The sequence below is a fragment of the Pseudomonas sp. B16(2017) genome (genome assembly GCF_002113205.1).
GTDB classification, from domain to species: Bacteria; Pseudomonadota; Gammaproteobacteria; order Pseudomonadales; family Pseudomonadaceae; genus Aquipseudomonas; species Aquipseudomonas pharyngis.
Map to the genome: position 1 here is coordinate 203201 of NZ_NEKA01000008.1, position 14621 is coordinate 217821.

General features: G+C 60.4%; 17 protein-coding genes. 8 read left to right on the top strand and 9 right to left on the bottom strand.

The annotated features are described in order from the left end of the window. Positions 1 to 48 precede the first annotated feature (48 nt). Both CAG25_RS16185 and cysB read left to right on the top strand, forming a co-directional pair. Entirely contained in the window at positions 49 to 552 is a 504-nt protein-coding gene (locus tag CAG25_RS16185) for a universal stress protein (RefSeq protein WP_007955683.1), read from the top strand. 113 nt (positions 553 to 665) lie between these two features. Continuing rightward, on the top strand, positions 666 to 1640 hold the full coding sequence (cysB, locus tag CAG25_RS16190) for an HTH-type transcriptional regulator CysB (RefSeq protein WP_003183769.1): 975 nt from the start codon (positions 666 to 668) through the stop codon (positions 1638 to 1640). Between the two features lie 22 nt (positions 1641 to 1662). Here the strand turns inward: cysB and CAG25_RS16195 are convergent, their stop codons facing one another. Further along, positions 1663 to 2145, bottom strand: a complete 483-nt coding sequence (locus CAG25_RS16195) for a GreA/GreB family elongation factor (protein ID WP_085612206.1) — start codon at positions 2143 to 2145, stop codon at positions 1663 to 1665. A gap of 2 nt (positions 2146 to 2147) precedes the next feature. Then, positions 2148 to 2555, bottom strand: coding sequence for a hypothetical protein (locus CAG25_RS16200; RefSeq protein WP_085612207.1), 408 nt, complete (start codon positions 2553 to 2555; stop codon positions 2148 to 2150). A 124-nt stretch (positions 2556 to 2679) separates the two neighbouring features. On the opposite strand from CAG25_RS16200, the gene earP reads away from it, so the two are divergent. Next, positions 2680 to 3822, top strand: coding sequence for an elongation factor P maturation arginine rhamnosyltransferase EarP (gene earP, locus CAG25_RS16205; protein ID WP_085612208.1), 1143 nt, complete (start codon positions 2680 to 2682; stop codon positions 3820 to 3822). Positions 3823 to 3870: 48 nt separating this feature from the next. Next, entirely contained in the window at positions 3871 to 4440 is a 570-nt protein-coding gene (locus CAG25_RS16210; RefSeq protein WP_007955690.1) for an elongation factor P, read from the top strand. Between the two features lie 62 nt (positions 4441 to 4502). On the opposite strand, the gene CAG25_RS16215 is transcribed toward CAG25_RS16210, so the two are convergent. The 4 genes from CAG25_RS16215 to CAG25_RS16230 all read right to left on the bottom strand — a co-directional run bounded on the left by CAG25_RS16215 (position 4503) and on the right by CAG25_RS16230 (position 7748). Further along, positions 4503 to 5516 (bottom strand): alpha/beta hydrolase, encoded by a 1014-nt coding sequence (locus CAG25_RS16215; protein ID WP_085612209.1) that lies wholly within the window; start codon positions 5514 to 5516, stop codon positions 4503 to 4505. A 33-nt stretch (positions 5517 to 5549) separates the two neighbouring features. Continuing rightward, entirely contained in the window at positions 5550 to 5969 is a 420-nt protein-coding gene (locus tag CAG25_RS16220) for an organic hydroperoxide resistance protein (protein ID WP_034155242.1), read from the bottom strand. A 274-nt stretch (positions 5970 to 6243) separates the two neighbouring features. Continuing rightward, positions 6244 to 6708, bottom strand: a complete 465-nt coding sequence (locus tag CAG25_RS16225; RefSeq protein ID WP_085612210.1) for a MarR family winged helix-turn-helix transcriptional regulator — start codon at positions 6706 to 6708, stop codon at positions 6244 to 6246. An 83-nt stretch (positions 6709 to 6791) separates the two neighbouring features. Further along, a complete protein-coding gene (locus CAG25_RS16230) occupies positions 6792 to 7748 on the bottom strand; it encodes a LysR family transcriptional regulator (protein ID WP_085612211.1) in 957 nt (318 codons plus the stop codon). A 127-nt stretch (positions 7749 to 7875) separates the two neighbouring features. On the opposite strand from CAG25_RS16230, the gene CAG25_RS16235 reads away from it, so the two are divergent. Next, entirely contained in the window at positions 7876 to 8610 is a 735-nt protein-coding gene (locus tag CAG25_RS16235) for a sulfite exporter TauE/SafE family protein (RefSeq protein ID WP_085612261.1), read from the top strand. On the opposite strand, the gene CAG25_RS16240 is transcribed toward CAG25_RS16235, so the two are convergent. Continuing rightward, on the bottom strand, positions 8600 to 9454 hold the full coding sequence (locus CAG25_RS16240) for a LysR substrate-binding domain-containing protein (protein WP_007908606.1): 855 nt from the start codon (positions 9452 to 9454) through the stop codon (positions 8600 to 8602). The two genes, CAG25_RS16235 and CAG25_RS16240, sit on opposite strands and share 11 nt — an antisense overlap. A gap of 97 nt (positions 9455 to 9551) precedes the next feature. Between CAG25_RS16240 and CAG25_RS16245 the strand changes: the two genes are divergently transcribed. Then, the gene (locus CAG25_RS16245; RefSeq protein WP_039770454.1) at positions 9552 to 9767 is read left to right on the top strand and encodes a DUF1127 domain-containing protein; all 216 of its coding nucleotides are present in this window, start codon (positions 9552 to 9554) and stop codon (positions 9765 to 9767) included. 64 nt (positions 9768 to 9831) lie between these two features. Further along, positions 9832 to 11058: a winged helix-turn-helix domain-containing protein gene (locus CAG25_RS16250; protein ID WP_085612212.1), complete on the top strand. Its 1227-nt coding sequence runs from the start codon at positions 9832 to 9834 to the stop codon at positions 11056 to 11058. 131 nt (positions 11059 to 11189) lie between these two features. Here CAG25_RS16250 and CAG25_RS16255 read toward each other — a convergent pair whose 3' ends face one another. Then, positions 11190 to 12536, bottom strand: a complete 1347-nt coding sequence (locus tag CAG25_RS16255) for a class II 3-deoxy-7-phosphoheptulonate synthase (RefSeq protein ID WP_085612213.1) — start codon at positions 12534 to 12536, stop codon at positions 11190 to 11192. A 150-nt stretch (positions 12537 to 12686) separates the two neighbouring features. Between CAG25_RS16255 and CAG25_RS16260 the strand changes: the two genes are divergently transcribed. Beyond that, positions 12687 to 13442: a spermidine synthase gene (locus CAG25_RS16260; protein WP_085612214.1), complete on the top strand. Its 756-nt coding sequence runs from the start codon at positions 12687 to 12689 to the stop codon at positions 13440 to 13442. Positions 13443 to 13445: 3 nt separating this feature from the next. Here the strand turns inward: CAG25_RS16260 and CAG25_RS16265 are convergent, their stop codons facing one another. Beyond that, positions 13446 to 14237: a crotonase/enoyl-CoA hydratase family protein gene (locus CAG25_RS16265; RefSeq protein WP_085612215.1), complete on the bottom strand. Its 792-nt coding sequence runs from the start codon at positions 14235 to 14237 to the stop codon at positions 13446 to 13448. Between the last annotated feature and the right edge of the window lie 384 nt (positions 14238 to 14621).

Below are 14621 nucleotides of genomic sequence, written 5' to 3' on the forward strand. Positions count from 1 at the left end.
TGCTAAGCTGAATCAAATCTCCGCCATGTTGGCACGCGAGGAGGTCATATGATTCGTTCGATGCTGTATGCCACTGACCTCGGTCTGTACGCACCGTTAGTGATGCAGCATGCCCTGGCGATGGCGCGAACGTTCAATGCCGATCTGTACGTGGTGCACGCGGTGGAGCCCATGGGGCTGTTTGCCGAATCGGTGTTGCAGAGCTATCTCGACGAACAGGCATTGAACGAATTTCACAGTCAGGGTCTGAAAACGGTCATTGCCAATATCGAGCAGCGGGTGCTCGACAGTTTTCGCGAAGAACTGGGGGACGAGGGCGAGCAGGACCTGCAGCGGATACGCGCGGTACGGGTGCTGCAGGGCGATCCGTCACAGGTGATTCTCGATCAGGTGCAGAAACTCTCTGTCGATTTGCTGATCGTAGGAAGTCATAGCCACGGGGTCGGGGCGGAAACACCTTTGGGGCGAACGGCGGCCCGGCTGCTGCAATTGTCCAAGGTGCCGGTTTATCTGGTGCCGCTGGTGGAGCGTCGGCGTCGAGAGGATCGCTGAAGCAGGAATAATGGCACTTTGATAAAAAAGTTCTAGATTTATTCTTCAAACCATTAATATAGTTATATACCGTCGCTGATGCCCGTGGCGTCTACCTGCTTTGAGGGATTCATATGAAGCTTCAACAACTGCGCTACATCTGGGAAGTGGCGCACCACGACCTCAACGTTTCCGCTACAGCCCAAAGCCTCTACACCTCGCAACCGGGCATCAGTAAACAAATCCGTCTGCTGGAAGACGAACTGGGCGTCGAAGTGTTCGCCCGCAGCGGCAAGCACCTGACCCGTGTCACGCCGGCCGGCGAGCGCATCATCACCACTGCCGGTGAAATTCTGCGCAAGGTCGAAAGCATCAAGCAGATCGCCCAGGAATTCTCCAACGAGAAGAAGGGCACCCTGTCGATCGCCACCACCCACACCCAGGCACGCTATGCGCTGCCGCCGGTGATCAGCAATTTCATCAAGCAATACCCGGACGTGGCGCTGCACATGCACCAGGGCTCGCCGATGCAGATCGCCGAGATGGCCGCTGACGGCACCGTCGATTTCGCCATTGCCACCGAAGCGCTGGAGCTGTTCGGCGATCTGGTAATGATGCCGTGCTATCGCTGGAACCGTTGCGTGGTCGTGCCTCAGGGCCACCCGCTGACCAAACTGCCGAAGCTGACCCTTGAAGCGCTGGCCGAATACCCGATCGTGACTTACGTGTTCGGTTTCACCGGCCGTTCGAAACTCGACGAAGCCTTCAGCCATCGCGGCCTGACGCCGAAAGTGGTGTTCACCGCTGCCGACGCCGACGTGATCAAAACCTACGTACGTCTGGGCCTGGGTGTTGGCATCGTGGCGAAAATGGCGGTCGACACCAAACTGGATAACGATCTGGTGGTGCTCGATGCCAGCGAACTGTTCGAGTCCAGCGTGACCAAGATCGGTTTCCGTCGCGGTACCTTCCTGCGCGGCTTCATGTGCGACTTCATCGAGAAGTTCGCGCCGCACCTAACCCGCGAAGTCATGGCCAAGGCCATTCAGTGCCACAACAAGCAGGAACTGGAAGAGCTTTTCGATGGTGTCGAACTGCCGGTCCACTAAGCCCCTGTCACTAAGCCCCTGTCTACAGCACCTCGGTGACAGCAAACTGTTGCCGGGTGCCTGCTACCAGAATCTCCACCTCGTCACCCGCGAACTTGCCCAGCAGGCTTTTGCCCAGCGGCGAGCGCGGGGTGATGACGGTAATCGGCTGACCCACCACATCGACTTTCAGACCCGCCGCATCCGGCGCCAGAAACAGCCATTGCTCGCGACCCTTTTCGTCTTCCAGACCGAGCAGGGCGCCGATTTCAATCCCGCGTTGATCGTCATACGCGCGCAGCGTCAGGTTCTGGCACAGCGCCAGTGACTGACGAATTTCCTCGACCCGTTTCGCCTGGCCCGCCGCCAGATACGACGCCTCGAGGCCCAGAGTGTCGTACTTGTTTTCGGCGATGTTCTCTTCGTGGGTCGCGGTTTCGTAAGCGGTTTGCGCCGCGCGCTCGGCGATGTCGAGATCAACGCGCAGCTTGTCGAGAATCAGTTGGTGAACAATCTGTTTATTCATGATCAATCGCAGAATTGCAGGACGTTGGCGCGGCTTTTTTCGCTCGGGGCCGTCTGATCCTGTTGCAGCCAGAACTGGCATTTGGGGTTCGACAGATTGCGCGTGCTGCCACGGGCCTGGTCCAGGCGTGCCTGCTGTTCGTTCTTGCGCAGGTTTTCTTCGTACTGCTCGAACAGGCGGTTTTGTGGCTCAGGTTCTGGCTGCGGCTGGGCGGCTACCGGAGGCTTGCTCAGTTGTTGCACCGCTTCCGCCACCGGCTGCAATTGACGGCTGAACAGCAGCGAGGCGAGCCAGCAAGTCAGCGCAATGGCCAGGAAACCCAGCCACAGACCCAGGGCAATGCTGCCGGTCAATTGCAGCGCGCTAAACTGAACAGGCAAGGGGCGACGCGGGTTGGGACGATAGGGCATGGCTGCCTCCTGGCGGATGAATGCGGGCGAGTGGCGATTGTCGCACGAAGATTAATTGCCGTCGGCTCTTCTGCATGGAGACATTTATGCGGACAATCGGCGCTTTTGCCAACGGGAGCCTTGAATGCCGCCACTGAACACCCGCTGGGACATTTTTTGTACGGTCGTCGATAACTACGGCGACATCGGCGTGACCTGGCGTCTGGCCCGGCAACTGGTCAGCGAGCAGGCAATGACGGTGCGATTGTGGGTCGATGACCTGCGCGCTTTCGAACGCATTTGCCCGGAAATCGACATCGGCCTCGATCAGCAATGGCAGCAGGGCGTCGAAGTCCGGCATTGGCCGGCTGAGTGGCAGGAATCAGTAGCGGCCGACGTAGTGATCGCGGCTTTTGCCTGCCAGTTGCCGAGCATTTACATGGACGCCATGGCCGCACGGGAGAAGCCGCCGTTGTGGATGAACCTCGACTATCTCAGCGCTGAAGACTGGGTGACTGGCTGCCACGGTCTGCCGTCGGTGAAGTACAAGTCGGTGCAGAAGTACTTTTTCTTTCCGGGATTTCAGCCGGGGACCGGCGGCTTGCTGCGTGAGAGCGGTTTACTGGAGCGGCGTCAGCAGTTTCAACAGGACCCCGAGGCGCAGCGACAATTCCTGCATGGTCTGGGGATCGCTCCTGCATCCGGTGCGCAGCTGATTTCGCTGTTTGCCTACGAGAATGCCGGACTCGCCAGTTGGCTGGATGTGCTCGCGGCGGACGCTACGCCTACCCATCTGCTGGTGCCGGAAGGCCGGATTCTCGGCGATGTCGCCCGTTGGCTTGGAGTCGAGTCGCTGCCGGTCGGTGCAATGCACGTTCGTCAGTCGCTGACAGTGCAGGTGCTGCCGTTCGTCCGTCAGGATCAATACGATCAATTGCTCTGGTGCTGTGATTTCAACGCGGTGCGTGGTGAGGACTCGTTTGTCCGAGCGCAATGGGCGGGGCGGCCGATGCTGTGGCACATCTATCAGCAGGACGAAGACATCCATCTCGACAAGCTCGACGCCTTCCTTGCGCTCTACACAAAACGCCTTTCGCCCGCTGCCGCCGAGGCGATGAACGGTCTATGGCGTGCCTGGAGTGCCGGCCAGCCTATCGGCGACCACTGGCTTGAGGCCCGTAAATACTGGCCCGAACTGCAGGAAAATGCCAGCGCGTGGTGTCTGGAACAAGCCTTGCAGGCCGATCTTGCGACGGCGCTGGTACAGTTTTACCGAAATTGGATATGATACGCGGCCTAGATTTTTGTAAATCCCATCCAAATTCGGATATTCGCAATGAAAACTGGTAAAGAACTCAAACCCGGTACCGTGATCCGTATCGACAACGATCCTTGGCTGGTTCAGAAAGCTGAATTCACCAAGTCGGGCCGCAACAGCGCGATCATGAAGACCAAGCTGAAGAACCTGCTGACCGGTTACAAGACCGAAACCGTTTACGGTGCGGACGACAAGCTGGACGACGTGATTCTGGACCGCAAAGAAGCGACCCTGTCCTTCATCAGCGGTGACTCCTACACGTTCATGGACACCACCGACTACACCATGTACGAGCTGAACGCCGAAGACATCGAAAGCGTTCTGCCATTCGTGGAAGAAGGCATGACCGACGTTTGCGAAGCCGTATTCTTCGAAGGCCGTCTGGTTTCCGTAGAGCTGCCGACCACCATCGTGCGTCAGGTTGACTACACCGAAGGTTCCGCTCGCGGCGACACTTCCGGCAAGGTGATGAAGCCTGCCAAACTGAAGAACGGTACCGAGCTGTCGGTTGCTGACTTCATCGAAATCGGCGACATGATCGAGATCGATACCCGCGAAGGCGGTTCCTACAAAGGCCGTGCCAAATAAGCACTGCTTTTTGCGGAAAGAAAAAGCCCGACCATTGAGTCGGGCTTTTTTGCGCCTGAAAATTATTTCTTCAGGTGCTGTTTCAGTTCTTCCGAGGCCTGCAGCATCGCCGAACGCACTGCCGGCACCTGGCTGACCACGTTGAGCAAACCGTAGTCGTGGATCATGCCGTTGTAGCGCACCGAGGTCACTGGCACGCCGGCTTCGTCGAGTTTGCGGGCGTAGGCTTCACCTTCGTCACGCAGCACGTCAGCCCCCGCAGTCTGGACCAACGCAGGCGGCAGACCTTTCAACTGCGCAGTGGTTGCCCGCAACGGTGAGGCGTAGATCTCGTTCCGCTGGTTGGCGTCGGTGGTGTAGTTGTCCCAGAACCACTTCATCATGTTGCGAGTGAGGAAGTGCCCCTCGGCGTACTGGTTATACGAACCGGTATCGAAATTGGCATCGGTCACCGGCCACAGCAACACCTGGAATTTGATCGCCGGGGTGCCTTTGTCTTTGGCCATCAGGGCGACGACTGCCGCCATGTTGCCGCCGACGCTGTTGCCCGCCACCGCCAGACGCTTGCCGTCGACGTTGATCTCTTTGCCGTGTTCGGCTACCCATTTGGTTGCCGCGTAAGCCTGGTTGATCGCCACCGGGTAATGCGCTTCCGGCGAAGGGGTGTAATTGACGAACACTGCCGCCGCACCCGAGCCGACCACCAGATCCCGCACCAGACGTTCGTGGGTCGGGAAATCCCCCAGCACCCAGCCGCCGCCGTGGAAGAACATGAACACCGGCAGCTCGCCCTTGACCCCGGCCGGCCGGACGATGGTCAGGCTCAACGGTTGGCCATCGACCTGGATGGTTTTCTCGCTGACGTCCGCTTTGGGCAGCGTCAGTTTGACCCCGGACTGCGCGCCCGTCAGCACGGCGCGGGCATCCTTGGGCGTCATCTGTTCCATCGGTTTGCCGTTGCCGGCATTCAGCACATCAAGGAACGCCTGGGTGTTGTGTTCAACCTCCCCGGCGAATGCGCTGTGGATGGACAGGGCGAGAAGAGTACCGGTCAAGACTTTGCTGAAAGTGTTCATGTTCATTTCCTGTACGGGCCTGAGTGTCAGTGATTACACGGTGACGTGCAGACGCACATCGACGTTGCCGCGAGTGGCGTTGGAGTACGGGCAGACCTGGTGAGCCGCGTCAACCAGACTTTGTGCGTCAGCCTGTTCCAGGCCCGGCAGACTGATGTGCAGGTCGATGTCCAGACCGAAACCGCCAGGGATCTGGCCGATGCCGACGTGAGCGGTGATCGAGGCGTCGTCCGGGATTTTGCGTTTGGTCTGGCTGGCGACGAATTTCAGGGCGCCGATGAAGCAGGCCGAGTAGCCGGCGGCGAACAGTTGCTCAGGGTTGGTAGCTGCGCCGCCGGCACCGCCGAGTTCTTTCGGGGTGGCGAGTTTGACGTCGAGAATGTTGTCGCTGGAGATCGCACGACCGTCACGGCCGCCAGTGGAGGTTGCGATTGCGGTGTAGAGAGTTTGCATGGTGTGAGCCTCATTAAGTGTGGTTTGTTGCGCTAATTGTTTGCGCGCTAACTAGGTGCGAAGTAAATGTACTTCGCTAATATTTAGCGCGCAAGATAAATTTTTGAAGAAAGCAGGAATTAGCGCTTGGATTGGGAAGTGGCGTGATCTCAAGCTTTTGATATTGAAGGATTTTTTGAATGTAAAACGAGATGAAAAAATTTTTCTGTGATAAGCGGGGAAGGGGCGATGCGCCTGCAGGCGCAAGGCTGCGCCCACAGGAAAAGGGGGAGTTTTAAGTGAGGCTGTCCTGCAAATGACCACGCAAGGCCTGCAACTCGGCTTGCAGGTGTTGCAGGCGCTCCAGCGTGAAGCCACTGGCCCCCAGGATGCATTGTGGAACGGTCCGGGCCTTGTCTTTCAAGGCGCGTCCCTGGGCAGTCAGTTCAACGATCACCACACGCTCATCCTCACGGCTTCGCGTACGGCTGAGCAAACCTTCACCTTCCAGCCGCTTGAGCAACGGGGTCAGTGAACCCGGGTCGGTCAGCAGGCGCGTGCTGATTTCTCCGACGGTCAAACCATCCTTCTCCCACAGCACCATCATCGCCAGGTATTGCGGATACGTCAGGCCAAGCGCTTGCAGCAGTGGCTTGTAGACCTTGGTCATCATCAGCGAAGTGGAATGCAGGGCGAAGCAGGCCTGATTGTCGAGCAGCAGGTCTTCGCAGTGATCGGAGGTGTTGCGGTCGGTGGTCATGTCAGTGCCTTGAACGGTGATGCAGATGAATCTAGCGCTCGAATCTTTAATGCGCCAGACAATTGTGCCCGGTGGCGAATCGGTCAGTGCCGGCCCAGCTCCCGTTGCAATGCCAGATCCCAAGGCGGCACGGGGCTGAACCGGGTCTTCAGGTATTCCAACAGCAGACGGCTGCGGGAGCTGGCCTGTTGCTCCAGCCGCAGTGCATAGATGCCGGTGCTTTCCGGCTTTGGCAGACCGTGTTCGCAAAACAGCGGCAGCAACTCGCCACGCAACAGGTATTCGCTGGCCAACCAGGTTGGCAGATGCGCGATCCCGAGTCCCGCCAGCGCGCCGCACACCAGCGCCTCGGCGTTATTGGCGCTCATGCGCACCCGCGCCGGGCGGTGCAATTGCATTTGTCCATCCTGTTCGAAGCGCCAGGCGAAGGGCGGGGCGAGGCCGTCCCAATCGAGGCCGTCATGCTCGCTCAATTGCGCGGGTTCGCTCGGTACGCCGCGACGCTTGAGATAGTCGGGGCTGGCGCAGGCGATGCGGACCATGCTCGCCAGAGGGGTGGCCACCAGCCGGGTGTCAGCCATTTGCCCGGCGCGCAACACCAGATCGACTTTGCCCAGGTTTGAACCGTCCATGTCGACGAAGCTGTCGATCAAATGCAGTTGTACGTCCAGCCCCGGGTACAGCACCAGAAAATCGGCAATCACCGGCGCCAGATGCCGCCGTCCGAACGCCGCCGGCGCATCCACCCGAATCAGACCCTCCGGCGCACTGCTCAGGGATACCGCTTCAGCCCGGGCCAATTGCAACTCCGCCACAATCCGCCGCGCCCGTTCGGCAAATGCCAGACCCGCCGGTGTGGCACGCACCGCGTGGGTGCTGCGGATGAACAGCTGGCTGCCGACCGCGCTTTCCAGACTATCGATACGCCGGGCAACGGCGGAGGGCGTTAGCGGATGTCGGCGCGAGGCGGCGGAAAAACTGCCACTCTCCAGCACATCGAGAAACAGCCCGAGTTGGTCGGTCAATTGATTGGGATTCATGAATCAGTCCAGTGCCTATGCGGATTTGGCACAGCCATTGTGCGTTGCTGTGCGTTTCCGTGCCAGCGCCGACTGCGTAGGATGAATCGCCTGACGTTTGAGGAATTCTGCTGTGATCGAGTTTTCGATGTACCTGTTGTTCGGCGCCGCCCTTGGCACCCTGGGTGGGATCTTCGGCATTGGCGGCGGGCTGATCGCCATTCCCTTGCTCGGTGTCTGGTTCGGGCTCGATCAGCAGATCGCCCAAGGCACGGCGCTGGTGATGGTGGTGCCGAACGTAATGTTGGCGCTGTGGCGTTATCACCAGCGCAACCGCATCGAACTCCGCCATGCGTTGCCGCTGGCAGTGATGGGATTCTGCTTTGCGTGGATCGGCTCGATCTGGGCCGTGGGCATCGACGCGCAAACCATGCGCATCGGTTTTGTCGCGTTCCTCGTGGCTTTGTCGGCCTACAACCTGGTGCGCATGTTTGGTGCGCGCCCGGCGGCCACCTCCGAGATGCGTTATTCATGGCCGTGGCTGGGCGTGCTCGGCGCGGCGTCAGGCGCCATGGGTGGCTTGTTTGGTGTCGGCGGGGCGGTGGTGGCGACGCCGGTACTGACCAGTCTGTTCGGCACTACTCAAGTGGTCGCTCAGGGTCTTTCGCTGGCGCTGGCATTGCCGAGCACCGGCGTCACGCTGGTAACGTACGCGGTGCACCACGAAGTGGACTGGATGATCGGCCTGCCGCTGGCCATTGGCGGGCTGGCCAGCATCAGTTGGGGTGTGAAAGTCGCCCACGCGATGCCGGAAAAACTCCTGCGCGGGCTGTTCTGCGGGTTCCTGGTGCTGTGCGCGGTGATGCTCGCCTTTAAAGTTTGAAGCCTTCGACGATGTGCTCGGCCAGGCATTCGGTGATCGGCGAGGGGTTGTTGAGGTTGCGTATCAGCATGATGCTGGCTTCGGGCAGCAGCGGCAGATCCTCGGCGGCCCCGAGAATCCGCATGTCGGGAGTGATCAGGCTTTCCAGTTGCGCGGTGATCGCCAGACCCGCGCTCACCACCGCCATCAACGCCGACAGACTGGTGCTGTTGTAGGCGATCCGGTATTCGCGGCCCATCGCGTCCAGCGCATTGCAGGCCCACAGGCGACAGAAGCAATCACTGTTGAACATCGCCAGCGGCAACGGCGTCTGCTCGTGGGCGCTGAAATTCTGCGCCTCGGCCCACACGAAACGCTCCTTGCGCAGCAGTTGGCCGATTTCATTGCCCGGCTCGCGGGTGACGATCGACAGATCCAGATCCGTGCGCTGCAGCAGCTGTTTGGTGGACTCGCAGTGCACTTCGATCTGGATCAGCGGATAGAACTGCGCAAAACGCGACAGAATCCCCGGCAGAAAACGCATCACGTAATCGTCCGGCGTGCCGATCCTGACCGTGCCAACCATGTGTGGTTCGCGCAGGGTGTTGAACACTTCACTGTGCAGTTTAAGGATGCGCCGCGCATAGCCGAGCAACACTTGGCCTTCAGCGGTCAGGCGCACCTGACGCCCGTCGCGCTCGAACAACTGGCGCTGCAACACGTCCTCTTCCAGACGCTTCATTTGCATGCTCACCGCCGATTGGGTGCGGTTGACCATTTCGCCGGCACGGGTAAAACCGCCCTGATCGGCAATCGCGACAAAGGTGCGCAGGACATCGGTATCGATACTGGGATATGCCGACAATTGATGAATCTCCGTGATGCATGCCATCAGAAACATTCGTTGGATTGATCGTAGCTCTGGCGGGAGACTTGAGCCATCCCAAAAAGGAGGCAACACGATGAAAGGTCAAAGAGAGTACGCAGGCGAAGAAAAATTTTCCGGCCATATCGTTTCCGATCTGTTGCACAAGTTTAGCCGGTGGTACGAATTGCACCGTGAGCGCGAGCTGCTCGCCAGCCTGAGCGACGAAGCGCTCAAGGACATCGGGGTCAGCCGTGCCGATGTCGAACACGAGTCGGTGCGGCCGTTCTGGGACGATCCGATGCATAAATGATGAGGCCATCGCTACACAAACCCTCTTGCAGTGAGGTAGGTTGCGAGCAGACATGGAGGTACACATGCCCGCGACACTGTCCTTTTCCCTTAAACAGGCTCGACGTCTGGCACTGGCTGCCCAAGGGTTTCACGGGCGCCAGCCGCCGAATGTCAAGGCCATGCACCTCAACCGGCTGATCGAACGCCTCGGCCTGTTGCAGATCGACTCCGTCAACGCCGTTGTGCGCTCGCATTACCTGCCGCTGTTCTCCCGTCTCGGTTCCTATTCTTCCGATTTGCTCGACCAGGCTGCCTGGAGTTCGGGGCGACGTCGTTCGCTGTTCGAATACTGGGGCCATGAAGCGTCGCTGCTGCCGTTGTCGATGTACCCGTTGATGGGCTGGCGCATGCAGCGGGCCAGGCGCGGTGAAGACATCTATCAGCAATTGGCGCGCTTCGGTCACGAGCAACAGGACACCATCCGCCGCGTGCTGGCGTCGGTCCAAGAGCAGGGCGCATTGGGCGCCGGCAGCCTTTCGACCCGCGAAGAAAAGGCCGGGCCGTGGTGGGACTGGAGCGCGGAAAAGCACGCGTTGGAATGGCTGTTTGCTGCTGGCGAAGTCACCGTCGCCGGACGCCGTGGCTTCGAGCGGTTATATGACTTGCCGGAGCGCGTCATTCCGGCTTCCGTGCTGCACCAGCCATTGCCCGATGAGGCTGAGGCGCAGCGCGGTTTGCTGCTGCATGCAGCGCAAGCGCTTGGTGTCGGCACGGAAAGAGACCTGCGTGATTACTTCCGCCTGAAGCCTTCCGATGCCCGCCCGCGTCTGGCTGAACTGGTCGAGGACGGGCAGCTGCTGACTTGCGAAGTCGCCGGGTGGCGGCAGATCGCTTATTGCCTGCCCGAGCCGAAAATCCCTCGAAAAGTCGAAGCCAGCGCGCTGCTGTCACCTTTCGATTCACTGATCTGGGAGCGCAGCCGGACCGAGCGGCTGTTCGATTTTCGCTATCGTCTGGAGATATACACACCGCAGGACAAGCGGGTCTACGGTTATTACGTGCTGCCGTTCCTGCACAACGAACGGATTGCCGCGCGGGTTGATCTGCGCGCCGAACGGGTGGCGGGGCGGTTGGCGGTGCATGCGGTGCACGAGGAAGAAACGGGGCTGGACGAGGCGGGAATGCTGGCCCTGGCGCTGAACCTGCGGCGCATGGCGGACTGGTTGGGGCTCGCGCGGGTGCAGCTCAATTGTCAGCGGGAAAGTGCCGGTCGGCTCCGGATGGCTATGGTTCAGATCGGCTGCGACTGAACCGGCCTCATCGCTGGCAAGCCAGCTCCCACAGTGACCGAGTCGTTCACAAACCAAATGTACGACATCGATCCTGTGGGAGCCGGGCTTGCCCGCGAAGAGGCCAACTCAGACGCTAAAAATATCGAACCTTAGCGACGAACCTGCTTCAGGGTTTCAGCAATCAAGAACGCCAATTCCAGCGACTGATCGGCATTCATCCGTGGGTCGCAGTGAGTGTGATAGCGATCCGACAATCCATCTTCAGTGATCGGCCGCGCGCCACCGATGCACTCGGTGACGTTCTGCCCGGTCATCTCGATGTGGATGCCGCCGGCGTAGCTGCCTTCCGCTTCATTAACCTGGAAGAACTGCTTCACCTCACCAAGAATCTGCGCGAAGTCGCGAGTCTTGTAACCGCTGCTGGCCTTGATGGTGTTGCCGTGCATCGGGTCGGAGCTCCACAGCACCTGCTTGCCTTCACGCTGCACCGCACGGATCAGCGCCGGCAGGTGATCGCCGACCTTGTTCGCGCCCATCCGCGCGATCAGGTTCAGACGGCCCGGATCGTTGTCCGGATTGAGCACGTCGATCAGACGGATCAGGTCGTCGGGGTTCATGCTCGGGCCGACTTTCACCCCGATCGGGTTGTTCACCCCGCGCAGGAATTCGACGTGGGCACCGTCAAGCTGACGGGTGCGGTCACCGATCCACAGCATGTGCGCCGAGCAATCGTAGTAATCATTGGTCAGGCTGTCGCGGCGCACGAAGGCTTCTTCGTAGTTCAGCAGCAGCGCTTCGTGGGCGGTGAAGAAACTGGTTTCGCGCAGTTGCGGCGAGCTGTCCATGCCGCAGGCACGCATGAAGGCCAGGGTTTCATCGATGCGGTCGGCCAGATGGCTGTACTTTTCGGCCAGCGCCGAGTTGGCGATGAAGTCCAGGTTCCACTTGTGCACCTGATGCAGGTCGGCAAAACCGCCCTGGGCGAAGGCGCGCAGCAGGTTGAGGGTGGCGGTGGACTGGTGATACGACTGCAGCAGACGCTCCGGATCCGGTACGCGGCTGGCGGCGTCGAAACCGATGCCGTTGACGATGTCGCCACGGTAGGCCGGCAGAGTCACGCCGTCGATGGTCTCGTCGTTGGCCGAACGTGGCTTGGCGAACTGGCCGGCCATGCGCCCGACTTTGACCACCGGGCAACCGGCGGCGAAGGTCATGACGATTGCCATTTGCAGCAGCACTTTAAAGGTGTCGCGAATCTTCGCGGCTGAGAACTCGGCGAAGCTTTCCGCGCAGTCGCCGCCTTGCAGCAGGAACGCCCGGCCCTGGGTGACTTCGGCAAACTGACGGCGCAGCTCACGCGCTTCGCCGGCAAACACCAGCGGCGGATAGCTGGCCAGCGTCTGCTCGACCTGGCGCAGATGCGCGGCGTCGGGGTATTGGGGTTGTTGCTGGATCGGCAGGGCGCGCCAGCTGTCAGGGCTCCAGGGTTGGCTCATCACGGTCTCTATGGTTCTACGCACGGACGGCCATGTTAGCAGCAATTAGTGCGTGACCTGCTCCCGCCGCTTCGCCGACAATCGCCGCTTTGCCACGGCACCACAGCGGTGCCATCGCGTCACCGCGCCCGGTGACCACCAGGAGACGAAATGACTGAGGAGCGCGTCGAGCTGTTGCTCGCCGAGGTACAGGATGAGTTCGGCGTGATTCGCGTGCTGGAAGTGGCCGACTACCGCTTTCTGGAGTTCGGCGATGCCATTGAGCAAAGCTGCGTGTTTACCGCCGACCCGAGCTGGCTGGAGTACGACTACACCCGGGCGATGCTGATCGGCGCGTTGTGCCATGAGCAGCCAGAGAGCGCGCTGTTCCTCGGCCTGGGCGCGGGAACGCTGACCCAGGCCTGCCTCAAGTTCCTGCCGCTGGAAGATGTCGAAGCCATCGAGTTGCGCCCGGACGTGCCGCGTCTGGCCATCGAATACCTCGGGCTGGATGACGATCCACGGCTGTACATCCGCGTCGGTGATGCTCTCGAACTGCTGCCGACCGCTGAACCTGCGGATCTGATCTTCGTCGACCTGTACACCGATGTCGGTCCTGGCGCCGGGCACCTTGCGTGGAATTTCCTCGGTGACTGTCAGAAACGTCTGAATCCCGGTGGCTGGCTGGTGATCAACCAATGGGCCACCGACGACGGCAAACCGTTGGGCGCAGCGCTGCTGCGTGGGCTCTATCACCGGCATTACTGGGAATTGCCGGTGAAGGAGGGCAACGTGATTCTGATCGTGCCGGCGGATCTCGATCAGGTGCTGGACCTGCAGGCGCTGACTGCACGGGCTGAAGCGCTGGCGCCGAAGCTGGGCTACTCGTTGCAGTCGTTGATCAACTGCATCCGTCCGGCGACCTGATCTTCAAAGGCCTTTGAAAACCCCTGGTCTGCGCTCCACCAGCGAGCGCACACCTTCCTTGGCATCTTCAGTGGCCAGCAACTTCTTCACCAGCGGCGGCAAGCTCTGCGCCGCTGCGGTCTCACCTTCATAGCGTGCCTGCCGCGCCGACATCAGCGTCGCCTGCACGCCCAGCGGCGCCTGCCGGGCAATCCGTTCGGCCAGTTCGATGGCGCGCGGCAGCAGATCCTCGCTGGCCATAACCTCTTGCACCAGACCCAGGCGCAACGCATCGTGGGCATCGAATTCGTCGCCGGTCAGCAGCCAGCGCATCGCGTTGCCCCAACCGGCGATCTGATGAAAGCGTAGCGTCGCGCCGCCGAACGGAAAGATCCCGCGCTGCACTTCCATCTGCGCGAAGCGGGTGTTGCTCGCGCACAGGTTGATGTCGGCGGCGAGCATCAGCTCGATGCCGATGGTCAGGCAATAACCCTGCGCGGCAACAATCACCGGTTTGCTGACCCGCGGCCCGACGAACACGCCCCATGGGTCGCAACCGCCGGGAGGCACCTGCCAGCCCTGGGCGAGGGCGGAACTGGCATTCACCAGATCGAGCCCGGCGGTGAAATGCTCGCCATGCCCAAACACCACCGCCACCCGTGCGTCGCTGTCGGCCTCGAATTCACCGTAGGCCAGGGCCAGGTCGTTGAGCAGGTCGAGGTCGAAGGCATTGCGCTTGGCGACGCGGTCCAGGCCGATCAAATGCACGTGGCCGTGACGCGCACGGCTCACGCGGCCGGGGCAGGGCTGATTCATGGGTGTTTCCTCGCAGGGAAAGAAAGGGTGCAGCGACCAGATGCCGCACGTCGGTGAATCGTTTAAGCGCCATCGCCCGCAGGGCCGGGGTGTTTGAAAAATAGACCTTTGCCCGATTATCCGCAAAACCCCGTTACACAGCGGTGACAACTGCATTTCGCCGATAAAAAAAGCTCCCTTTTTGGGCAAATTCCGGTATAGTGCGCGCCGGCCTTTAACCGGGCCGCGTTTAGGTAGCGCAATTCCCCGAAGTCAGCTTCGGCTGCACGTCCGCACTGCGGGCTCTTCCTTGACGATTCTTTTTCATTCATTCGTTTTCGCAAATCCCCGCCGACAAAGCTGCCAGGGCGACTCTTGAGTCTCAACACGGCATGTGCAGCTTTG

Coding starts and splice junctions, on each gene's coding strand:
- CAG25_RS16185 (WP_007955683.1), top strand. CDS start 49: ATGATTCGTTCGATGCTGTATGCCACTGACCTCGGTCTGTACGCACCG.
- cysB (WP_003183769.1), top strand. CDS start 666: ATGAAGCTTCAACAACTGCGCTACATCTGGGAAGTGGCGCACCACGAC.
- CAG25_RS16195 (WP_085612206.1), bottom strand. CDS start 2,145: ATGAATAAACAGATTGTTCACCAACTGATTCTCGACAAGCTGCGCGTT.
- CAG25_RS16200 (WP_085612207.1), bottom strand. CDS start 2,555: ATGCCCTATCGTCCCAACCCGCGTCGCCCCTTGCCTGTTCAGTTTAGC.
- earP (WP_085612208.1), top strand. CDS start 2,680: ATGCCGCCACTGAACACCCGCTGGGACATTTTTTGTACGGTCGTCGAT.
- CAG25_RS16210 (WP_007955690.1), top strand. CDS start 3,871: ATGAAAACTGGTAAAGAACTCAAACCCGGTACCGTGATCCGTATCGAC.
- CAG25_RS16215 (WP_085612209.1), bottom strand. CDS start 5,516: ATGAACACTTTCAGCAAAGTCTTGACCGGTACTCTTCTCGCCCTGTCC.
- CAG25_RS16220 (WP_034155242.1), bottom strand. CDS start 5,969: ATGCAAACTCTCTACACCGCAATCGCAACCTCCACTGGCGGCCGTGAC.
- CAG25_RS16225 (WP_085612210.1), bottom strand. CDS start 6,708: ATGACCACCGACCGCAACACCTCCGATCACTGCGAAGACCTGCTGCTC.
- CAG25_RS16230 (WP_085612211.1), bottom strand. CDS start 7,748: ATGAATCCCAATCAATTGACCGACCAACTCGGGCTGTTTCTCGATGTG.
- CAG25_RS16235 (WP_085612261.1), top strand. CDS start 7,876: ATGTACCTGTTGTTCGGCGCCGCCCTTGGCACCCTGGGTGGGATCTTC.
- CAG25_RS16245 (WP_039770454.1), top strand. CDS start 9,552: ATGAAAGGTCAAAGAGAGTACGCAGGCGAAGAAAAATTTTCCGGCCAT.
- CAG25_RS16250 (WP_085612212.1), top strand. CDS start 9,832: ATGCCCGCGACACTGTCCTTTTCCCTTAAACAGGCTCGACGTCTGGCA.
- CAG25_RS16255 (WP_085612213.1), bottom strand. CDS start 12,536: ATGAGCCAACCCTGGAGCCCTGACAGCTGGCGCGCCCTGCCGATCCAG.
- CAG25_RS16260 (WP_085612214.1), top strand. CDS start 12,687: ATGACTGAGGAGCGCGTCGAGCTGTTGCTCGCCGAGGTACAGGATGAG.
- CAG25_RS16265 (WP_085612215.1), bottom strand. CDS start 14,237: ATGAATCAGCCCTGCCCCGGCCGCGTGAGCCGTGCGCGTCACGGCCAC.